We start from the raw sequence: 21,409 nt of genomic DNA on the forward strand, positions 1-21,409 counted from the left end.
GGTGCTATCGCAGGCGCCCGACACTGTAGTCGATGCCAGAGCCCTTGGAGCCTGCCGCCACAGCGGCTTATCAGACGCTGTACTTTTGGCGGGCCTTGCGCACGAAGTCGCTGGTGGAGGTGCGAGCTAGTTCGACCTTGGCCTCGGCCAGTTCGGGCAGCACACGCGACAGCACCCGCAGTGCGGTGGCCGGTCCTTCGTCCGGCATCAGGCCGTTGGTGGAGTACGTCTCGCGCACCCGGCTGAACGCCGCCAGATACAGCCCCCGGTCACCCATCAGGTAGGCGGCAGGCACCGCCTTCACCAGATCTGCCGGGGCTGCCGTCTGCAGCCACTTGAGCGCATGCACGACGCCATTGACCAGCGCCTGGGCCTGCGCTGGCTGCTTCTGGATGAAGGCCTGCGGGGCATACAGGCAACTGGCGGGCATGGTTCCATTGAACATGTCCTGCGCCGCCTTGAGCGAACGCAGGTCCCCCACAATGCGGGTGTCCGCCTTCTGCTCCAGCAAGGTCATGATGGGATCGGCATGGCACAGTGCATGCACCTGGCCGGAACGCAGCGCGTTCATGGCATTGGTGCCCGAGCCCACCCCCACAAAACCCACATCACGCAACGACACGCCCGCACGCATCAGCATCAGACTGGCCGCCAGATGGGTGGATGAGCCCACCGACGACACACCCACCTTGCGCCCCGCCAGGTCACCCAGGTCCTTGTACGCAGGCACCGACCGCAGTGACACACCGAGCGCCAACTGCGGGGCCCGCCCCTGCAGCACCAGCGCACGGTACGCGTGGCCGCGCACCTGGGCGCGTAGCACATGCTCGAACGCACCGGAGCATACATCGGCCACACCGTCCTGCACCGCCTGCCAGGCCAGCGCTCCCGCCGAATAATCCCGTACCACCACGTCGAGGCCTTCCAGACGGAAATACCCCAACGCATCGGCCAGCGCCAGAGGCAGGTGGTACAGGACACCTTGCCCGCCCACAGCTACGGTCACGCGCCCCAGTGCAGCGCCATCGGTCTGCGCATGCACCCGGATGGCAGGCGCCCACACCGCAGCCGCCGACAAGGCGGATACGGCGCCGAAGGCGCGGCGAGTGAGTGAAGGCAGAGGCATGAAATCAGGAAAAAAGACAATGCTGCATTGCAACAATCGTGCCGCAGCGCAGGCGAAACCGCATCAGGGTGAATCCCTGCGGGTTACTACGTACCGCGATAGGCAGGCTTCAGCTGCAGCACACCGCAAGACGGGTGGCACGCACCCGGCGCTGTCAACGGTAACCGATGAACAGGATGGCGATGTTGACCAGAAAGCCACCCGCCCAGACTGCGCTGCGTGCCATCGGCATGTCAGCCACGTACATCATCACGTAGAAGATGCGCAGGAAGACATACAACAACGCCAGCAGGTCCAGCAGCGTCTGCCCCGCGCCCAGCAGGTGCGCAATGATGACCGCACCAATGAAAAACGGCAGCGCTTCGAAGCTGTTGGCCTGCGCTGCGTTGGCGCGCCCGCGCCAGTCGGACTGCCGCGAGAGCCAGCCGCGCGGGTCGTGGTTGTCAAAACCGCCTTCTTTGCGGGACTTGCCAAAGTTGCCACTTTTGGCCAACCAGGCACAAGCGATGGGCAGCAGTGCGGCGAACAGCACGCACCAGTAGGCCACGGTGAACCGCGCGACGTGCAGGGTGGTATTCATTTTGGATGCTTTTGAGAGCACCAGCGCAGCAAATACAAGCACTGGTAGCTATTAAATTGAGAGTATTTTAGCCGCAGACGTTGTCCAGGAAACGGGCTGGCAGCGGCCTCTGCGTCACCGGCGATCCACCAGCGCATGCGCAATCGTGCCCAGGTCCACATACTCCAGCTCGCTGCCCACAGGCACGCCGCGCGCGAGCCGCGTGACGTGCAACCCACGGCTCTTGAGTGCCTCGCTGATCACATGCGCCGTCGCCTCCCCCTCGGCATTGAAGTTGGTGGCCAGAATCACCTCCTGGACGGTGCCATCCGTGGCGCGCTCCATGAGCTTGTGCAGGCCGATCTCCTTGGGACCGACACCATCGAGCGGACTGAGCCGCCCCATCAACACAAAGTACAGCCCCTTGAAGGCGCCGGTGCGCTCCAGCGCCGACTGGTCAGCCGGCGTCTCGACCACACACAGCCGCGTGGCATCGCGGTCAGGGTCTAGACAGGTGCTGCACACTTCCGCCTCGGTGAACGTATGGCAACGCGCACAGTGGTGCACGGTGCCCACCGCCTCCGAGAGCGCCCGCGACAGCGCCAGCGCCCCTTCGCGATCATGCTGCAGCAAATGAAACGCCATGCGCTGCGCAGACTTCACCCCAACCCCCGGCAGCCGACGCAGCGCCTGGATCAAAACATCGAGGGAGTTGGTGGTGGACATGGAAAGGCTGGAGATAAGGCGCGTAAGGTCGTACGAAGCAGTGGAGCGAGGCTCAACAGGCCAAGCCCAAACGGATGCGGGAAAACAACGGGAATTTACCCCTGCCTTTACACCCACCCTCAAGGGCGTAGCGAGCGGGATCAGCTGCTAGGCGGACGGAGCACAGCCACCGGAACGTACTTGAAGTACGTGAGGATGGCGAGCACCGCCCAACGACGTAGATGACCCGCTCGGTAGCCAACCCTCAGAAAGGGAATTTCATACCGCCGGGGAGGCCAGGCATACCTTGCGTCAGCTTGCCCATCTTCTCCGAAGAAGTCTCCTCCGCCTTTCGCACCGCCGCATTGAACGCAGCCGCCACCAGATCTTCCAGCATGTCCTTGTCTTCGGCCAGCAGGCTCGGGTCGATGGTGATGCGCTTGACATCGTGCTTGCAGGTCATGACCACCTTCACCAGACCCGCGCCCGATTCACCCTCCACCTCGATGAAAGCCAGTTCGTCCTGAGCCTTCTTGAGGTTGTCCTGCATCGCCTGGGCTTGCTTCATGAGGCCGGCGAGTTGTCCTTTGTTGAACATGGTGTGGTTTCCTTTGCTTTCTTTCTGGTTGATCGATTCCCACGTGGGGACTGAAATTCAGTATCCGAAATTCACGGTATTGTGCTTTGCGCCGTTAGCGGCCATCGAAACTGCCGCTGCCCAGACCAGTGCTCCCGCGCAAGGGCCGCCCCGCCGCGCTGGGAGCGTTCCCCTCCCGCGAAGCGAGAGAGGGGGAAGGCGCCGAAGGCGACTCAGGGGGTGTTTCATCTCACGCGGGTTTGATGCTGCCCGGCACGATTCTCGCGCCGTAGTCACGCATCAGCGATTGCACGAAGGGGTCGTTGTGCACGATTTCTTCCGCGCGGCGTTGGCGCTCGGCGGCGGCGGCGGCGTTGCGACGGGCAGGGCTGTCGATGACCACGCCCACTTCCACGCTGATCTGGGTCGCATGGCCCGCAGCTTCAAGGGCCGCACGCAGGCGCTCGCGCGCCGTGGGCTGGTTGAGCGATTCGCGCTCGACGCGCAACAGCCAGTGACCGCCGTCGCGCGCCACCAGCTGCGACTGCAGGGCCAGTTCGCGCACCAGCGCCGTGATAGCCTCTGCTGCCACCAGTTGCTGCACCGTGGCATGCCAGACGTCCCCCTCTTCGGTGGGGGTGTAGCGGGCAGATACCGGGGTCGGGGCAGACAGTGGAAGCGGCTGCAACCGCTCGCCGGGCTCGGGGGACTCACGCACCGGGATTGCTACATATTCAGGAGCATTGTGTGCTTTGAATGATTGCGCTACACCGGGATTTTGCTCAAACCTCTCGGTGGTGCGTACCGGCAACGCCGTGGCAGCGGGCGCAGCCGCAGTGGTCACAGTACCGGGCTCGTCAGAACCTGGCCATGGGGGTGGCTCAGTCTCGTTGAACGACTCTGATGGATGGTCTCCGGCGCCAGAAGATGCGGTGCCTGCAGCCACTGCTGGAACTGGGGCCGTGACTGCAGGCGCTGGGGCCGCAGACGGAACTTGCGGGGCAGAAATTACCGCAGCCGCTACACGCCCGGGCACTGCCGAAGCACCTGCAGAGATGGTGCCTGAAGTGGGCGTTTCAGCCCGCGTCAGAGTTTTTTTTTCAGCCGGTCCGCCAACCCCACCCTGGGGCTTAAAGGCCAGCAGGCGCAGCAGCACCATGGTCAGAGCCGCATACTCATCCGGCGCCAGGCCCAATTCGCCGCGCCCGTGCAGGCACAGACTGTAGAGCAACTGCGTTTCATCGGCGGGCATCAGTGCAGACAGGCGGGCTGTCTCGGCTGCCTCGGGGTCATCGGCATCCACGGCCCCCGCCATCTGCGGCACGGCCTGGAACACGGCCATGCGCTGCAGCACGGCACTCATCTCTTCGAGCGTGGAGGCGGCAGACAGCCCGTTCATGCGCAGCGTGTCCGAGGTCTCCACCACGGTCTTCCCGTCACCCAGGGCGAGCGCTTCGATGAGCCGGAACACGTAGGAGCGGTCCACCGCACCCAGCATCTGGCGCACACCGGCTTCCTGCAGCTGACCGCTGCCAAACGCAATGGCCTGGTCGGTGAGCGAGAGCGCATCGCGCATGGAGCCCCGCGCAGCGCGCGACAGCAAACGCAGCGCCTGCGGCTCGGCAGGCACGTTCTCATTGGCCAGTACGCGGGTCAGGTGTTCCAGCACCGTTTCGGGGGCCATGGGACGCAAGTTGAACTGAAGACAGCGGCTCAGCACCGTGACCGGCACCTTCTGCGGGTCGGTCGTGGCCAGTACAAACTTGAGGTATTCGGGCGGTTCTTCCAGCGTCTTGAGCATGGCGTTGAACGCCGTGTTGGTCAGCATGTGCACTTCGTCGATCATGAAGACCTTGAAGCGCCCCTGCACCGGCTTGTAGACCGCCTGCTCCAGCAGGCTCTGCACTTCGTCCACGCCCCGGTTGGAGGCCGCGTCCAGCTCGGTGTAGTCCACAAAGCGGCCGCTGTCGATGTCAGTGCAGGCCTGGCACACGCCGCAGGGCGTAGCTGTGATGCCGCCATTGCCGTCCGCACCCTGGCAGTTGAGCGACTTGGCCAGGATGCGCGACACCGTGGTCTTGCCCACGCCGCGCGTACCGGTAAAAAGGTAGGCGTGGTGCAGGCGCTGCTGGGTCAGCGCATTCGACAAGGCCTGGACCACGTGTTCCTGCCCCACCATCTCGGTGAAATTGCGGGGACGGTACTTGCGGGCGAGCACGAGGTAGGACATGCGGTCGATTCTACGGGCTGGGCCATGCGCCCCTGGCGCCGCCAGGGCAAACAAAACAGCCACTGAAAAATCAGGGCCTTCATCCGACGTACAATCGGCGGTGACGGGCCTCCTCGCATGGTGAAGCGGCCAACCGGGTCAGGTGGGGAACCAAGCAGCCCTAACTGTGGAGTCAGTGCCGGGGGTAAGGCTCGTCAACTTCTTCTTTTTTGCGCAGTCGCGCAAAAACTCTCCCCTCTAGAATTCCGTAGCGCGCCGGGCGCCTCACGCTCACTCAAGCCCCTGCGGATTGCCCCAGCCAGCGCAGCGCCCCCTCCCCCGCCATACGGCCGCTGGCCATGCTGGCGGTCAGCAGATAGCCCCCGGTGGGTGCCTCCCAATCCAGCATTTCGCCCGCGCAGAACACGCCTGGCAAGGCTGTGGCCATGAGGTGCACGTCCAGTGCCTCAAAAGCCACGCCACCCGCCGTGCTGATGGCTTCGTCCAGCGGCCGCGCGGCCACCACGGTGATGGGCAATGCCTTGATCGCATGGGCCAGTGCCACAGGGTCGTTCATGCCGTCCTTGCCCAGGTGCTCGTACAGGATGCCGGCCTTGATGCCGTCCAGGCCCAGGCGGCTCTTGAGGTGGCTGGAAAGCGACCGGGAGCCGCGAGGGTGGCGCACCTCCACCAGAACGCGCTCAGGCGCATGGTCAGGTAACAGGTCGAGGTGGAAGGTGGCATGGCCGTGGGCTTGCACTTCGTCGCGCAACAGATGCGACGCGGCGTAAACAAGGCTGCCTTCGACTCCCGTGGCCGTGACCACAAACTCGCCCCGACGGCTGAAGCTGTGGCCCTGGCTGTCGGTGAAGTTGAGCACCACGGTCTTGAAAGGCTGGCCCACAAAACGCTCGGCAAAATGCGGCGTCCAGCCCACGGTCGGTGCAGGCGTGCGTCCCAACAACTCCTGCAAAAAGGCGCGTCGCGTTTCGCCCGCTGGTGCGTCGGCACGCAGCACGTCAAAACCGCAGTTGGACGGGCGCAGCGGGGCCACGGCCACGCCCCGCTGCGCCAGCAGAGGCACCCATGCACCATCAGACCCCAGGCGCGCCCAACTGCCGCCGCCCAGCGCCAGCACAACGGCCTTGGCCGCCACCCGCACCTCGCCAGCCTGTGCAGCCAAGCGCAGAGCGCCATCCTCGGCCCAACCCAGCCAGCGGTGGCGCATGTGGAACAGCACGCCCTGCCCGCGCAAGCGCTGCAGCCAGGCGCGCAGCAGCGGCGCGGCCTTCATGTCGGCAGGAAACACACGGCCCGAAGTGCCCACAAAGGTCTCCACCCCCAGCCCCTGCGCCCAAGCGCGCAGCTCGGGGCCGCCAAAAGCCTGAATCAGAGGCTCAATCTGTGATTCGCGCCCGGCATAGCGACTTACAAAAGGCGCGTGCGGCTCGGAATGCGTGAGGTTGAGCCCGCCCTTGCCCGCGAGCAGAAACTTGCGTCCCACCGAAGGCATGGCGTCAAACAGGTGCACGGCCACCCCCGCCTGAGCCAACACCTCTGCGGCCATCAGGCCGGCGGGGCCACCGCCGATGATGGCCACGTCGCACTGCAAAGCCTCCGCAGACGAGGCGGATGCGGGGCGGGTATCGGAAGGAGGAAGGGTGTGGGACACAGGAGGGCCTTGCTAAATAAGGGGCGTTGCGCTGCGGGGGGCTGGAGCAGCCGTTCAGAACAGAGAACCCTGCGGAGAATCCGCAGGCCCCGGCGGGGCGGGTGGGCGCTCGGGCTTTGCTGGAGCGACCGGCGCAACGGGGGCGAGAGTATGCCCCACCGCAGGCGAGTGGGCCGCCGATGCCCCTGCTGCGCCCGGCGCATCGGCGACCATCACCAACCGCCCATCGCCCGTAAGGAACGCGGCGTACACCGCCTCGCCCGGCATCAGTGCCTGGACAGCTTCGCGGTAGCGCTGCAACTGGGCCACCAGCGCCTGCTGGCGCTGGGGTTGTGTGGCACTTTTGTAGTCCAGCACCCACCAGCCCGCCACTGCGTCGTTGGAATGGGCCGCGCGGCGCAACACCAGCCGGTCGATGCGCAGGCTCTGGCCCTGGTAGTGCAACGGCGCTTCATTGATGGCGGTCTGCACCAGTGCAGGGTCCCACGCCCAGGCACCCTCGCCCGCCAGAATGGCCTGCGCCATGCGGGCGGCCAACTGTGCGGCAGCGGGGGCGATGTCGTGGTCCAGGGCCAGGCGGGCAATGCGCGCGGTGGGCCAACCCTGGACGCGCAAGTCGGCCAACGGGGCACCGGTTACACCTGCCTGCTCCAGCAGCTGGTGCATGGCATCGCCCTGGCGCGACAGGGGGGTGGATTCTCCGTCGCCAGGCATGGCCACGGGGGCGTCGCCTTGCGGTCCCGCAACGGGGGGGACGCGCGCGCTTTGCAGCGCCTCGGGCAGCGCAGGCAGGCTGGGAATGGTGAAGGTCTGCGCAGGCGCTGCATCCCCCACCTCCCGCGCTATCGGGGCCAAGGCTTGTGTGTCTACCTCGGTCACCAACGGTGCCAAGCGGCTCCACCAGCTACCAGGGGCCGAGTTGCCAGGCTGCACCGAGGACAGCACCAGGCAGTGCTTGGCACGCGTCATTGCCACGTAAAGCATGTTCAGCTCCTCGCGGCTGCGGGCCTGCTGCTCGGCGGCGAGGGCATCCACCGCGCTGGGTGGCGGGTTCGATTCGCTGGCCAAAAAGACGAAGGCCGACGGCACGGCCTGCTCGCCAGGCCAGTCCACCAGCACGCCCATGGTCTCGGCCTTTTGCGGACGGGTGTCGGTGTCGAGCAGCAGCACACAGTCGGCCTCCAGCCCCTTGGCGCCGTGCACGGTGAGCAGGCGGATGGCCTGCGCATCAGCCCGGCCGGGTGCGCGTACACCGCCCTTCTTCATGGCCCGCACAAAGGCATAGGGCGTGAGATAGCGACCACCGTCATGCTGCAGCGATGCCGCCAGCAGCGCGCGCAGATTGGCCTGCACCGACTGGCGCTGGGTCACGGGTGCTGCGGCAGCAAAGCGGGCCAGCACGTCACCGTGTTCATAAATGGCGTGCAGCGCGTCGTGCGGCGGCAAACTGCCCACCCACGCCTGGTATTGAATCAAAACAGCTCCAAGCGCTTTATATTCATGCGCAAGCAGCTCACTTTTCAATAGCAAATCAAACCAGCTACTGCCTGCATGTTCCGGCTGACGGCGCAGGACAGCCAGGGCCACCAGGGCGTCGTCGCGCAGTCCAAACAGGGGCGACTTGAGCGCGCGCGCCAGCGACAGGTCGTGCGTCGGCGAGACCAGTGCATCGAGCAGCGCCACCATGTCCTGCACCTCAGGCGCGTCGAAGAGGTCGGCCTTTTCGGGCTGCACGCAAGGCAGGTGCAGGGCGCGCAGGGCCTCTTGCATGCTGGCCAGGCGGTCGCGCTTGCGGGCCAGCACCAGCACCTCTTTGGGCGGCGTGCCACTGGCGATCTGCGCGGCCACCCAGGCGGCGGCCTGGGTGCATTCGCGCATGCGCTGGGTCTCTTCGGCTTCGTGGCGGGGTTCGGTCAGGCTGTCGCGCCAGGCCAGGGGGTCTCGCGCTGTACTGCCTCCATCGCCCGCATCGTCGTCATCGGTGATGGCGGGCAGACGCAGCAGCTGGCCGGGGTGTTTGGATTCGGTGGTGTGGTCGCGGAATCCGCTGGTTTCGTGCTGCGCCTGAGCCTGGCCCATGACGGCGTTGACGGCGCCGATCACGCCCTGCGCATTGCGGCGTGTGTGGTCGCAACTCAAAAGGTCGCCGCCCAGCCCATCTCGCACAAAGGCCTGTGCGGCGATGAACACCTGCGGCTCGGCGCGACGAAAGCGGTAGATGCTCTGCTTGGGGTCGCCCACGATGAACACGCTGGGCGCGGCCGATCCGCCTCCTGATCCGGCATAGCCCGACAGCCATGCGTGCAGCGCCTGCCACTGCAGCGGGTTGGTGTCCTGAAACTCATCGACCAGCAGGTGGCGGATGCGTGCATCCAGCCGCTCCTGCACCCAGCCTGAGAGCACCGGGTCAGCCAGCATGACCAGAGCCGTGCGCTCCACATCGTTCATGTCCACCCAGCCGTGCTGCTGCTTGACCGCTACAAACTGCGCGATCAGGCAGCGCGCCAGCCGGGCCATGCGCTGCTGGTGTAACCAGGCCTCGTGCTGGCGGCGCGCGGTGAGCAGGCGCTGCAGCTCGGGCTCGGCCTCTTGAGCGGCGGGGAACTTCTCCAGGTTCTTGGACAGGCGGTCTTCCTTGGCGACGAACATCGCACGGCGCAATTGGTCCAGGCGCTGGTTCAGGTCAGTGCAGCCCAGCGCGTCGATGATGGCGTCGGCCGCCTTTTGCGGGGTCTTGTTCGCCTCGCCCCCCAGGGCGCTGGCACGGCTGCGCCAACGTTGAAGGGAGGCCTCGGTCTGCAAGGCCTCGGCAGGTTCTACATACGCAGCCAGTTCGGGGTACGCCTGCTGGAACGGCGGCACGGACGCATCGACCACGCCAGCCTCGTCGGCCAGGTCAAACTCCACACGCTTGGCCAGCGCCGCTGCCAGGGCCTTGTGCGTTTGCGAGCGGCCATGGCGGGCCACCACGGCTTCGTAGTCAGCACGCAGACTGGCGCTGTCGGCCACGGTCTGCAAGAACGGCGGCCACACCTCGCGCACCGCCTCGGCGTCGTCTTCGAGTAGCTCGAAGTGCGCGGGCAAGCCTTGCTGTTGCAGCAGCGCCAGCGGGGCCGTGCCCAGCAGCGCGGCAAACCAGCTGTGGAAGGTACGGATCTGCACTGGGCGACCTGCCCCAAGCAGTTGGCGATATAGATTTTGTAGCGCCTCGCGCTTTTCCAGAGCGCCCTGGGGGCTGATTCCTCTTGCAATCAGCTCTGCCGTCAGCGCCTCCAACGGTTTGTGGCTGAACTCCTCCAACCACTCCTGCAAGCGCTGGCGCATTTCGCCTGCGGCTTTTTTGGTGAAGGTGATGGCCAGGATCTCGTGTGGCGCACAGCCATCGAGCAGCGCACGCAGCATGCGCGAGACCAGCATCCAGGTCTTGCCCGCACCCGCGCAGGCCTCCACCGCCACGCTGCGTGCGGGGTCGCAGGCGATGGCGTAGAAGGCCTCGCGCGATACGGGACGGCCGTTGTGTTCGTAGGCGGCCTGGGTGGGTTGTGGAATGCTGACGGTCATGGCGTCTCTTGCGCGGGCAACGCCTGTTCAGCGTCGGCCCAGTAGTCTTTGCGGCACAGGCCGCGCACGGCGCAGAACTCGCACACCGATCCCTCGCCCAGCGCGGGCAGCGGCGCACCGGCGGCGATGCGGGCCATGTCGTGCTGGATGCCTTCGATGAGCACATCGCGCAGGTGCACCACCTCGTCTTGTTCGTGCAACTGTGTCTCGCCGCGCTCGCCTACGTTGACATAAGCCGCGCGCAGGGTGTCGTGGCTCAACAAGGCCGCGTAAAAAGCAAGTTGGGTGTCCTCCGCTCCAGCCTTGATGCGCTGGCGGGTCACGCTGTCGCTTTCGGTCTTGTAGTCAATCACCAGTACCGCAGGCTCGCCGGTGGACGAGACCCCATCGATGCGGTCGATGGTGCCGACCAGCTCCAGGTCGCCCAGCGGCTGGCGGGCCTTGACCTCGGCCTGGCGGAAGGTGGCGCCCTGTTGCTCATGCCCTGCCAGCCATTGCAGGTAGCCGTCGCGCAGTTGCGTCCAGCCTGCGGCAAAGGGCAGAAAGTCGCCGTCTTGCAGGCGCTGCTCGCGGGTGACGGCCTCGGCGGCGGCGTCCATGCGGGTGCGGCGCTCGTCCAGGCCATCGGCCGGTTCCGCCAGCAAGGCTTCATGAAAGTGCTGCAGTACCGCGTGCAGCCAGGTGCCAAAGTCGCGCTTGTCCACTTCGGCATCCAGTTCGTCGGCCTCGCGCAGGCCCAGCTGGCGCTGTGCAAAGAAGCGGTACGGACAATGGCGCAGATCGGAATACGCGGTAGATGACAGGTGCGTCACCGGCAGCGCCTGGCCAACGGGCAAGGGGCGCTGCGTGGGGGTGGCGGCCACATCGCGCGCACCGCGCTCGTCGGCTCCTGGCATGGCGGTGCCATCCAGTTGCAGAGCCAGCACCAGCGCGCTGGCCAGAAGGGGCTCGCCGCCCTCGTCACCGGTGCGCCACAGCACATCCACTACCGGCGTGCGCAGGGCATGGGTCCAGGCGGCACGCTGGGCGGTCTCCAGCGACTGGCGCGTGGGCAGGCCCCAGGCCTCGCGCTGCGCTTGGGACCATTCGCCCACGGGCTCGGGGGCAGGTTGCAGGCGCTTTTCGTCACAGCCCGGTAGCACGGCGGCGGCGAAAGGGCGGCCCAGCAGTTGCGGCATGGGCAACACCACCACAGGGGCTCCGGCCGCCTGCGCGGCCACGTAGCGCCCGGCCTCCAGCACGTCTTTGGCCCAACGGGTGAATTCGGCCAGTGTCATGCGGCGACCCACACTGTCGCCCCAGCCGTCCAGTTCTGACTGCTGGCCGTCTTGCAGGCGCAGGGCGCCCAGCACGCGCATGCCGGCCGGGTCGGCCTGCAGGCCTTGCCACTGGCCCGCTTGCTCCAGCACGGCGCGCAGGGTTGGCAGCCACTGCGCCAGCGGGCGCGAAGTGCGCAGGGATTCGCGCCAGGCCTCCACCGTGGCCACGGTGCGGGCAAGGTGGGGCTGTGCACTCAAATCCCGGGCGGCAGCGGCGCTCCAGTACTGCACCACGCCCTTGCGCAGCCATTGCTCCAGGCGGTTGACCTCGCCAGACATCAGCGCGGGGGTGTGTTTGACCCAGTCCAGCACCTCGTTGGAGGAGGCATTCCACGCTGCGGCCTGCAGTACAGCCATGACCCGTGAAGCGGCGCGCGTGGTGGACAGAATCCAGCCGCTTTCATCGCGAACCAAGACGCCACTGCTGTCCAGGTGGGCCAGCACACGGCGGATCAGTGCACGGTCCGTGGCCGCCAGGGCCACGGGCACCCGCCCCTGCTCGACGTGGCGCAGCACACAGGCCGCAGCGCGATGGGCCTCGTCTTCGGCGTCCGTTGCGACGCGCAGGGCCCACTGCGGCGGCGAATCGGCATCGTCGACCGGTGCGGGCAGCGCAATGCACAAACCTTGCTCACCCCAATGCGCCTGCAGGGCACGGGTCAGCACGTCAGACTGAAACCCCTCCAGTACCACCAGCGCATCCACCGCCCCGCGAACGCCAGGCTCAAACAGCACGTCGGTCGCATAACGAGATGCGAGTGCCCATTCCAGTGCCAGGCGCGCCACCAGAGCCTCGTAATGCAGAGCGGAGCCTTCCTCGGCCGTGGCCAGCAGCTTGCGGGCCTCGTCACCCCAGGCAGCGCGCAGCGCCGGGGGCACGGCGGCAACCACCGGGGCCAATTGGGCTGCGGCCTCCTGCAGTGGCGTGGCCAGCATTTCGCGCTGCGCGCCCTGCCCCACACGATCGAGCAGCGTGCGGGCCGTGAGCGTGTCGCGCGCCATATCGCCCGCCAGATCGTCGCCCGTGGGCTCAAATGCTTGCAACTGGCGAGCCCAGTTGCGGGTGGTTTCAAAACGTGGTGCAAAGCCCTGCGGAAACTGCTGAGCCCAATGGCGCTGGGCCCAGGGCATGAGCTGGGCGTAGGGCACCAGCACCACCGTGCGCGCCAAATGGGCGCCATGGGCTTGGGCATGCGCAGCCACCTGGGCCAGTGCGCGTTGCCACAGGGCGGTGCTTGCGGCCGCAAATCCACTGGTTTGATCGCTTTTCGCTATGACTGTCATAGCGTCGCAAGACCCGGCCACACCGGTGAACGTGGGATTGGTTTCTGTCACAATGCCCAGACTTTAAACGTACACCGGTCGCAACCCGCCCAAAATCAAGGAATTCCGCCATGGCCAGCGAACTCATCAAACATGTCTCCGACGCCAGCTTTGAAGCCGACGTGCTCCAACCCGGCTCCGCCGTGCTTGTGGACTACTGGGCTGAATGGTGCGGCCCCTGCAAGATGATTGCCCCCATCCTGGACGAAGTCGCAGGCACCTACCAGGGCAAGCTGCAGATCGCAAAGATGAACGTGGACGAAAACCGCGAGATCCCCGCAAAGTTCGGCATTCGCGGTATCCCCACGCTGATGCTGTTCAAGGATGGCCAACTGGCAGCCACCAAGGTCGGAGCGATGAGCAAGGCCCAGTTGACCGCCTTCATCGACCAACAACTGGCCTGACCCATTACCCCAAGCCCCTCGGTACCCATGCCGCTGGGGCTTTTTTGTTGAGCGATAGACCTTCGGGAAAACAGCTAGCTGGCAGCTGCGCAAGCCCACAACTTGCGACCCTGAGTCCCCCGTATTTTTTCCTGTCATAATTCCTACAGATCACCGGGCTGCATGCATTGGCAGCCGGACCAAGATCCCTGGCGAGCCGAACCTGCAAACAGCAGCCCATTCGGCATCAGCCCACCTCCCCCAAGATTCATACCAGCTCCGCCAAGGAGTCAATCCATGCACTTAAACGAACTCAAGGCACTGCATGTGTCTGAAGTCCTGAAGCAGGCCGAAGAACTCGAAATCGAAAACACGGGCCGCATGCGCAAGCAGGAGTTGATGTTTGCCATCATCAAGAAGCGCGCCAAGGCGGGTGAACAGGTGTTTGCAGACGGCGTGCTGGAAATCCTGCCCGACGGCTTCGGCTTTCTGCGCAGCCCCGACACGAGCTTCACGGCCAGCACGGACGACATCTACATCAGCCCCAGCCAGGTGCGTCGCTTCAACCTGCACACCGGCGACATGATTGAAGGCGAGGTGCGTACGCCCAAGGATGGCGAGCGCTACTTTGCGCTGACCAAGCTCGACAAGGTCAACGACGGCCCGCCAGAGCAGAACAAGCACAAGGTGATGTTTGAGAACCTGACGCCCCTGTTCCCCAAGGAGCAGATGCGCCTGGAGCGCGACGTCAAGAGCGAAGAGAACATCACCGGCCGCATCATCGACATCATCGCGCCCATCGGCCGTGGCCAGCGCGCCCTGATCGTGGCCCCGCCCAAGAGTGGCAAGACGGTGATGATGCAGCACATCGCCCATGCCATCACGGCCAACAACCCCGACGTACACCTGATGGTGCTGCTGGTGGACGAGCGCCCTGAAGAAGTGACCGAAATGCAGCGCACGGTCAAGGGCGAAATCATCGCCTCGACCTTCGACGAGCCCGCCGCCCGCCATGTGCACGTCGCCGAGATGGTGATCGAGCGCGCCAAGCGCCTCGTCGAACTGAAGAAGGACGTGGTGATCCTGCTCGACTCCATCACCCGCCTGGCCCGCGCCTACAACAACGTTGTGCCCTCGAGCGGCAAGGTGCTGTCAGGCGGTGTGGACGCCGCCGCGCTGCAGCGCCCCAAGCGCTTCTTTGGAGCCGCCCGCAAGGTTGAAGAAGGTGGCTCGCTCACCATCATCGCCACGGCGCTGGTTGATACGGGCAGCCGCATGGACGAAGTGATCTTTGAAGAATTCAAGGGCACGGGCAACTGCGAAATCCACCTGAACCGCCGCCTGTACGAAAAGCGCGTTTTCCCCGCCATCGAACTGAACAAGAGCGGCACCCGCCGCGAAGAACTGCTGCTGGCCCCCGAGATCCTGCAAAAGACGCGCATCCTGCGCCAGTTCATGTACAACATGGACGAGATCGAGTCCATGGAATTGATGATCAAGAACATGAAGGCCACAAAAACCAATGTGGACTTCTTCGACATGATGCGGCGCGGGGGCTGATTCCCAGCCTGTGCAATAATAGAGGGCTTTTTCGTGCGGAAAGTACATCGGACTGGCCGGTGCGGCTCCCGCAGTTGACTCAAAGGAAGATCATGAAAGAAGGCATTCACCCCAACTACCGCGAAGTTCTGTTCGTGGACCTGTCCAACGGTTTCAAGTTCGTGACGCGCTCGTGCGTGAACACCAAGGAAACCGAAACCCACGAAGGCAAGGAATACCCGCTGTTCAAGCTGGATACCTCTTCTGAATCGCACCCTTTCTACACCGGCACGCAAAAGTCCGTGGACAACATGGGTGGCCGCGTGGAGCGCTTCCGCAACCGTTTTGGCAAGACCGCAGCGAAGTAATTCGCCCCTGCGTTTCCGCCAAAAAGGCAGCCCGGGCAACCGGGCTGCCTTTTTTCATGGGTTTTGCCTTTATTCTCGGTGGCTCCTCTGCCCTGCCGCCCACTGTCGCGTGACTCCACCCACCCCCGCCATCGTTACCCAGAACGCTGTCAGCCCACTGCCCCGCTGGGCGCTGCTGCTGCTGTGCATTGCCTATGTGGTGCCAGGCTTCGTTGGCCGTGACCCTTGGAAGAATGCAGACGTCACCGCTTTTGGCTACATGTTGGAGCTGGCCCAAGGACGCACTCCTTGGCTCAGCCCGTTGCTCGGTGGCATGCCCCCTGAAACCGAAGGGCTGCTCCCTTACTGGCTAGGGGCCTGGGCTGTGCAGATGGCGCCTGCCTGGCTGTCGGCGGAGATGGCAGCGCGCATGCCGTTCCTTGCCCTCTTTGTCATCACGCTGGTTGCCACCTGGTATGGCGTGTACTACCTGGCCCGCAGCCCCGGCGCCCAACCGGTAGCGTTTGCCTTTGGCGGCGAGGCCCCCCCCCTCGACTACGCACGCGCCATTGCCGATGGAGCCTTGCTGGCACTGATCGCCTGCCTGGGCCTGGCACAGCTGTCGCACGAAGTGACGAGCTATCTGGCGCAGCTCAGTTGCACCGCTCTGCTGTTTTTTGCGGTGGCGGCCATGCCACACCGTACCGTGGCGCCTGCGGTGGCACTGGTGCTGGGCATGGCTGGGCTTACGCTGTCCGGAGCCCCTGCCCTGACGGCCATGCTGGGCGTGGGCGGCATGGTGCTGATGGTCTTCGCGCCCGCTGGCCACACTGACCACCGCTGGCGCTGGGCCGCCATGCTGGCTGCCGCCACACTGGCGGTAGCCGCTGTGGCACAGGGTCTGGACCTGTGGCGCTGGCGCGTAGTGGGGTTCGATGGTGGCGGCAAGGACTGGCTGAGCCTGGCGCGCCTGCTGCTGTGGTTTGGCTGGCCGGCCTGGCCGCTGGCGCTGTGGACCGTGTGGCGCTGGCGCCAGCAAATTTTCAGCCGTCCCGGCCAACGGCATCTACTGCTGCCCCTGTGGTTCACCCTGGTGTCGATTGGCGCGACCATCACCACCCAGCCGGCCGACCGGGCCTTGCTGCTGGGCCTGCCCGCGATGGCTGCGCTGGCGGCATTCGCCTTGCCCACGCTGCGTCGCAGTGTGGGGGCCCTGATTGACTGGTTCACGCTGCTGTTTTTTACTGTATCGGCCCTCGCGATCTGGGTGATCTGGATTGCCATGCAGACCGGCGTACCTGCCAAGCCCGCTGCCAACGTGGCCAAGCTGGCGCCGGGATTTGTGCCGCAGTTTTCGGTGCTGGCGTTGCTGGTGGCCGTGGCGGCCACCTTGGGCTGGTGCGGCCTGGTATGGTGGCGCGCGTCTCGCAACCGCGCACCCATCTGGAAGAGCCTGGTGCTGCCTGCTGGCGGTGCTGCCCTGGGCTGGCTTTTGCTGATGACCCTGTGGCTGCCCCTGCTGGACTACGCACGCAGCTATGGTCCGCAGGTGCGCAGTGTGGCGGCAGCCCTGGGGCCGGAGCCCGGGTGCATTCAGACCGTGGGGCTGAACCGCGCCCAGGTGGCGGCACTGCAGTTCCATGGACAGCTGTCGCTGCGGCGCGCAGGACTGCAGGATGAATGCCAGTGGCTGCTGGTAGATAGCGTGTCCTGGCCGGCGTCAGAGCGCATGGTCCGTGCAGAGCTGTGGGAGCCTTGGGCCACCCTCCCCCGCCCAACCGACAAGAACGAGAACCTGCTGCTGTTCCACCGCGCGGCCCCGGCACGCTGATGTCGGAGCTGTCCACCATTACCCGGCACGCCATGACCGTGCTGGCGGGGCAATTGGCCGTCATGGCATTCGGGGTGACGGACACCATCGTGGCGGGGCGCTACAGCGAATTGTCGCTGGCCGCGCTGTCTGTGGGGTCGGCCATCTTCATCAGCGTCTACGTTGCGCTGATTGGCGTGCTCCAGGCGTTGCTCCCCGTGTGGGCCGAGCAGCGTGGCGCACAACAACCCGAGGCCGTGGGCCGATCACTGCGACAGGCCTTGTACCTGTGCGCTGCTGCTTCAGTGGTGGGCATGGCGGTGCTGCTTTCCCCAGGCGCGCTGCTGCGCTGGACGGAGGTACCGCCTGCGCTCCGCCCCCAGGTCGAAAACTACCTGGCGGTGTTGGCACTGGCACTCCCACCCGCCCTGCTGTTCCGGATCTACAGCACCCTCAACCAGGCCCTGGGCCATCCGCGCCTGGTGACTTGGCTGCAAGTGGGCTCGCTGTTCATCAAGCTGCCGCTGTCGGTGTGGTTCACCTTTGGCGGCGGCGGCCTTCCCGCTCAGGGTGTGGTGGGCTGCGCCTGGGCCACGCTGGTCGTCAACTGCAGCATGCTGGCCTTGGCCGTGTGGCTGCTGCGCACGCAGGATATCTACACCCCCCTGGACCTGTGGCGCCGCATGGAGCCACCCCACTGGCCCACCATTGCGGGATTTGCAAGGCTGGGCATTCCGGCCGGCCTGGCCGTGATGGTGGAGGTGACCTCCTTCACCCTGATGGCCTTGTTCATCGCGCGTCAGGGCACCACCTCGGCGGCCGCCCACCAGATCGCCGCCAACATGGCTGCCGTGCTCTACATGGTGCCGCTGTCGCTGTCCATCGCCACCAGCGCGCGGGTGAGCTACTGGCTGGGCGCACAGCAGCCCCAGCGAGCCCGCCAAGTGGTTTTGATGGGTTTTTCGCTCGCTGCGCTAGTGGGTATTGCCTTGGCAGCTATTCTATTGATAGCAAGACACTCGATCAGCCAGATCTACACCGACAACGCCAGCGTGGCAGCCGTGGCCGGCACGGTGCTGGTCTGGGTGGCGGCATACCACGCCGCCGATGCGGTGCAGACGCTGTGCGTGTATGTGCTGCGCTGCTACCGCATCACGCTGGCGCCACTGGCGGTGTACTGCGCGCTGCTATGGGGTGCCGGCCTGGCAGGCGGCTACTGGCTGGCTTATGGAGGCAGCGGGCCTTGGTCGGGTGTGGCTTCGCCCACCCCCTTCTGGGCAGCTAGCGCGGCGGCGCTCGCCGTGACCGCGCTGCTTTTGTTGCCATGCTCTGGCGCGCCATCAGCCCGGCAGAGCAAAGCCACGCAAACGGTTGGCCGGGAAGGTGACTGAAAACACCGAGCCCTTGCCCAGGGTGCTGCTGATGTCCAGCCTGGCGCCATGGCGCTGCAGCACATGCTTGACGATGGCCAGGCCCAGGCCTGTGCCCCCGGTTTCGCGTGAACGGCTGCGGTCCACGCGGTAAAACCGTTCCGTCAGGCGAGGAATGTGTTCGGGCGCAATGCCGGGGCCAGTATCGTGCACAGAGAAAACAGCGCTGCCGTCATCCTTGCGCAGCCACTGCACATCGATGGAGCCCCCTCCGGGGGTGTAGCGCACAGCGTTGTTGACGAGGTTGGACAGGGCACTCTGCAGCTCGGCAGGCACGCCAGCAATCTCCCCCTCGGCACGCAACAGGTCGGCAGCCGGAAAACGGATCGCATGGGGGCGTTGCTGGTTCTGGGTGAGCAGCACCGACAGGGCGCGGCCCTCGTCTTCACAGCGCTGCATCAACGACTGCACTGGCGTCCAATCGGCCATGCCAGGCAGCGGACTACCCTCCAGGCGCGACAGCGTCAGCAAGTCCTGCACGACGCTTTGCATGCGCTGCGCCTGCTGCGCCATCATGCCCAGGTAGCGCGAGCGCTCGTCGGCGCTCAGTGGCAAAGTCTGCAATGTCTCGACGAAACCGGTCAGCACCGTGAGCGGAGTCCGAATTTCGTGCGACACATTGGCTACAAAGTCGCGCCGCATGGCGTCGGCCTGCTCCAGCGCCGTGACATCGCGCGACAGCAGCAGCGTGCGCCCGTCGCCATAGGGGTGCAGGTGCACCGAAATGCGCACGGGTCGCGATGGCGTGCTCAGGCGCCCCTCCAGCACCACATCGCTGGTGAAGTCCTTGGCGGCGAAGTAAGCCGTGAATTCGGGGTTGCGCAGCAGGTTGCCAATGGACTGCATGACGTCGCGCTGCGCATCAAAGCCAAACTGGTTGGCAGCCATCTGGTTGCACCACTCGATGCGGCCCTGGGCATCGAGCAGCACCACGCCATTGGGTGATGCCTGCAGGGCAGCCAGGATCTCCTGCAACCGGTCCTGGCTATCCCGTATCTGCGCCTCCTGCTTGCGCAGCAGACGCCGCGCGCGGTCCGCCGCCTCGCCCCAGATGCCGCGCATGGAAGGCACCGACGCCAGCTCACCAGTGCGCAGCCAGCGCAGCACCCTCACGCCACGCAGCAGGTCCCAGACGAACCACGCCCAGGCAGCAATGGCCGCACCCAGTGCAGCGCCCCAAGGCCCACCTTGCCACCACCCCAGGCCACCACCCGCCAATTGCCACAGCAGGAAAAACGAAATACGCCACAGCATGCGGATTGCAAAGCCTTCTCAGAAACGCCAGGGGCGCGACTCGCGCGCCCATTGATCCATCACATTCATCAATCGCCGCCGACAACGCCTGCCAGCCCGGGGCAGCCCGAGGTACCGCACCACAGCACCATCGCAGGCAGCAGCGAGCCTACTCCATCAGGCTGACAGCGGCACCTGCGGCTGGGCGGTGAGCCGGTAGCCCGCACCGCGCACGGTTTCCACCATCACCGACGCCGCACCCAGAGCCTCGCGCAGCCGCTTGACATGCACGTCCACCGTGCGTTCTTCGATGAAAACATGGTCGCCCCACACCTTGTCGAGCAGCTGCGACCGGGTGTGCACACGCTCGGCATGCTTCATCAAGAAATGCAGCAGCTTGAACTCGGTAGGCCCCACCTTCAGGGGCTGGCTCTGGAAGGTGACCCGATAGGTCGCGGCGTCCAGCACCAGCTCGCCAATGGTCACGCTGTCACTCACCTGCTCGGGCGCGCGGCGGCGCAGCACGGCACGGATGCGGGCCAGAAGCTCCTGCGTGGAAAAGGGCTTGGTGATGTAGTCGTCGGCACCAGCGTCCAGCCCGGCCACCTTGTCCGGCTCGTCGCCGCGGGCGGTGAGCATCAGGATGGGGATAGGCTTGGTACGGCTGTCCGCACGCCACTTGCGCGCCAGCGACAGGCCGCTTTGCCCTGGCAACATCCAATCCAGCAGGATCACGTCGGGCAGCACAGCATCCAGCTCGCGCTGCGCGCTGTCGCCGTCTTCCGCCCAGAAGGGCTGGAAACCGTTGTGTCGCAGGTTGACCGCAATCAGCTCGGCAATCGCGGGTTCGTCCTCGACGATGAGGACACGGGGAAGCTTTCTCATGGTGAATCCAGCGCCCCGTACTTACAGCACTGCGGACTCGATCTCGTCGAGGGCCGTATGACGCACGTCCTTGCCCTTGACCAGATAGATGATGAGTTCGGCCACATTCTTGGAATGGTCGCCAATGCGCTCGATGGCCTTCGCCAGGAACAACAGGTCCAGGCTGGGGGAGATGGTGCGAGGGTCTTCCATCATGTAGGTAATGAGCTTGCGCACGAAGCCATCGAACTCCTTGTCGATGAGATCGTCCTCCTTGAGGATCGCCACCGCCGCCTTGACGTCGAGCCGTGCAAATGCATCCAGCGTCTTGCGCAGCTGGCCCGAGGCCAGCTCGGCTGCCACACGCAGGTCGCTTGACGGCAACGAACGCGGGGCACCGCCTTCAATGATGGAGCGCACCATGCGCGCCATCTTGTTGGCCTCATCGCCCATACGCTCCAGATTGGCCGTGGCCTTGGAGAAAGCCAGCAGAAGGCGCAGATCGCGCGCTGTGGGCTGGCGCCGGGCGATGATGGAGGACAGCTCCTGGTCGATCTCGACCTCCATCGCGTTGATGCGGGTCTCCATCGAGGCCACCGTCTCCACGGCCTCCAGGCTGAACTGGGACAGCGCATACACCGCCTGGCGGATCTGCGACTCCACCAGACCGCCCATTTCCATGACGCGGGCAGAGACGCTGTTGAGTTCGCTGTCGAACTGGGACGAAAGATGTTTATCGGGCATCTGCTGTC

At 65.4% G+C, this 21,409-nt stretch carries 16 protein-coding genes and 1 other RNA gene; 6 read left to right on the forward strand and 11 right to left on the reverse strand.

Going from position 1 to position 21,409, the window contains the following annotated elements:
* Positions 1-70 precede the first annotated feature (70 nt).
* From AC1Q64_RS01920 to dnaX, 5 genes are all read right to left on the reverse strand, one after another.
* A complete protein-coding gene (locus AC1Q64_RS01920) occupies positions 71-1,126 on the reverse strand; it encodes an ABC transporter substrate-binding protein (RefSeq protein WP_492250264.1) in 1,056 nt (351 codons plus the stop codon).
* A 154-nt stretch (positions 1,127-1,280) separates the two neighbouring features.
* Positions 1,281-1,706 (reverse strand): MAPEG family protein, encoded by a 426-nt coding sequence (locus AC1Q64_RS01925; RefSeq protein ID WP_291433098.1) that lies wholly within the window; start codon positions 1,704-1,706, stop codon positions 1,281-1,283.
* 114 nt (positions 1,707-1,820) lie between these two features.
* A complete protein-coding gene (gene recR / locus AC1Q64_RS01930; RefSeq protein ID WP_056067274.1) occupies positions 1,821-2,411 on the reverse strand; it encodes a recombination mediator RecR in 591 nt (196 codons plus the stop codon).
* 244 nt (positions 2,412-2,655) lie between these two features.
* On the reverse strand, positions 2,656-2,988 hold the full coding sequence (locus AC1Q64_RS01935) for a YbaB/EbfC family nucleoid-associated protein (RefSeq protein ID WP_055398201.1): 333 nt from the start codon (positions 2,986-2,988) through the stop codon (positions 2,656-2,658).
* A 229-nt stretch (positions 2,989-3,217) separates the two neighbouring features.
* Positions 3,218-5,197 carry a DNA polymerase III subunit gamma/tau gene (dnaX, locus tag AC1Q64_RS01940; protein ID WP_492250265.1) on the reverse strand — a complete coding sequence of 660 codons (1,980 nt, stop codon included), beginning with the start codon at positions 5,195-5,197 and terminating at the stop codon, positions 3,218-3,220.
* Between the two features lie 102 nt (positions 5,198-5,299).
* Here dnaX and ffs point away from each other — a divergent pair.
* An RNA gene (gene ffs / locus AC1Q64_RS01945) (signal recognition particle sRNA small type) lies at positions 5,300-5,396 on the forward strand.
* A gap of 75 nt (positions 5,397-5,471) precedes the next feature.
* On the opposite strand, the gene AC1Q64_RS01950 is transcribed toward ffs, so the two are convergent.
* The 3 genes from AC1Q64_RS01950 to AC1Q64_RS01960 all read right to left on the reverse strand — a co-directional run bounded on the left by AC1Q64_RS01950 (position 5,472) and on the right by AC1Q64_RS01960 (position 13,012).
* Complete coding sequence (locus tag AC1Q64_RS01950) at positions 5,472-6,788, reverse strand: TIGR03862 family flavoprotein (protein WP_492250325.1); 1,317 nt, start codon at positions 6,786-6,788, stop codon at positions 5,472-5,474.
* Positions 6,789-6,902: 114 nt separating this feature from the next.
* Entirely contained in the window at positions 6,903-10,409 is a 3,507-nt protein-coding gene (locus AC1Q64_RS01955) for a UvrD-helicase domain-containing protein (protein WP_492250266.1), read from the reverse strand.
* Positions 10,406-13,012, reverse strand: a complete 2,607-nt coding sequence (locus AC1Q64_RS01960; protein WP_291433108.1) for a PD-(D/E)XK nuclease family protein — start codon at positions 13,010-13,012, stop codon at positions 10,406-10,408. Before AC1Q64_RS01960 ends, AC1Q64_RS01955 begins: the two co-directional genes overlap by 4 nt.
* 110 nt (positions 13,013-13,122) lie before the next feature.
* Between AC1Q64_RS01960 and trxA the strand changes: the two genes are divergently transcribed.
* From trxA to AC1Q64_RS01985, 5 genes are all read left to right on the forward strand, one after another.
* Positions 13,123-13,455, forward strand: a complete 333-nt coding sequence (gene trxA, locus AC1Q64_RS01965; protein WP_008906761.1) for a thioredoxin TrxA — start codon at positions 13,123-13,125, stop codon at positions 13,453-13,455.
* Between the two features lie 276 nt (positions 13,456-13,731).
* Positions 13,732-14,994, forward strand: coding sequence for a transcription termination factor Rho (gene rho / locus AC1Q64_RS01970; protein ID WP_056067265.1), 1,263 nt, complete (start codon positions 13,732-13,734; stop codon positions 14,992-14,994).
* A 92-nt stretch (positions 14,995-15,086) separates the two neighbouring features.
* Positions 15,087-15,341, forward strand: coding sequence for a type B 50S ribosomal protein L31 (locus tag AC1Q64_RS01975; RefSeq protein WP_015013594.1), 255 nt, complete (start codon positions 15,087-15,089; stop codon positions 15,339-15,341).
* 109 nt (positions 15,342-15,450) lie between these two features.
* Positions 15,451-17,151 (forward strand): hypothetical protein, encoded by a 1,701-nt coding sequence (locus tag AC1Q64_RS01980; RefSeq protein ID WP_492250267.1) that lies wholly within the window; start codon positions 15,451-15,453, stop codon positions 17,149-17,151.
* A complete protein-coding gene (locus AC1Q64_RS01985) occupies positions 17,151-18,521 on the forward strand; it encodes an MATE family efflux transporter (protein ID WP_492250268.1) in 1,371 nt (456 codons plus the stop codon). The genes AC1Q64_RS01980 and AC1Q64_RS01985 overlap by 1 nt, the downstream gene beginning before the upstream one ends.
* Here AC1Q64_RS01985 and phoR read toward each other — a convergent pair.
* The 3 genes from phoR to phoU form a co-directional block, all read right to left on the reverse strand.
* Entirely contained in the window at positions 18,471-19,814 is a 1,344-nt protein-coding gene (gene phoR, locus AC1Q64_RS01990) for a phosphate regulon sensor histidine kinase PhoR (protein WP_492250269.1), read from the reverse strand. The genes AC1Q64_RS01985 and phoR overlap by 51 nt on opposite strands.
* 156 nt (positions 19,815-19,970) lie before the next feature.
* A complete protein-coding gene (phoB, locus tag AC1Q64_RS01995; protein WP_492250270.1) occupies positions 19,971-20,678 on the reverse strand; it encodes a phosphate regulon transcriptional regulator PhoB in 708 nt (235 codons plus the stop codon).
* Positions 20,679-20,699: 21 nt separating this feature from the next.
* Entirely contained in the window at positions 20,700-21,401 is a 702-nt protein-coding gene (gene phoU / locus AC1Q64_RS02000) for a phosphate signaling complex protein PhoU (protein WP_010457902.1), read from the reverse strand.
* Between the last annotated feature and the right edge of the window lie 8 nt (positions 21,402-21,409).

The organism is Acidovorax sp. GW835-FHT14G06 (assembly GCF_058793595.1).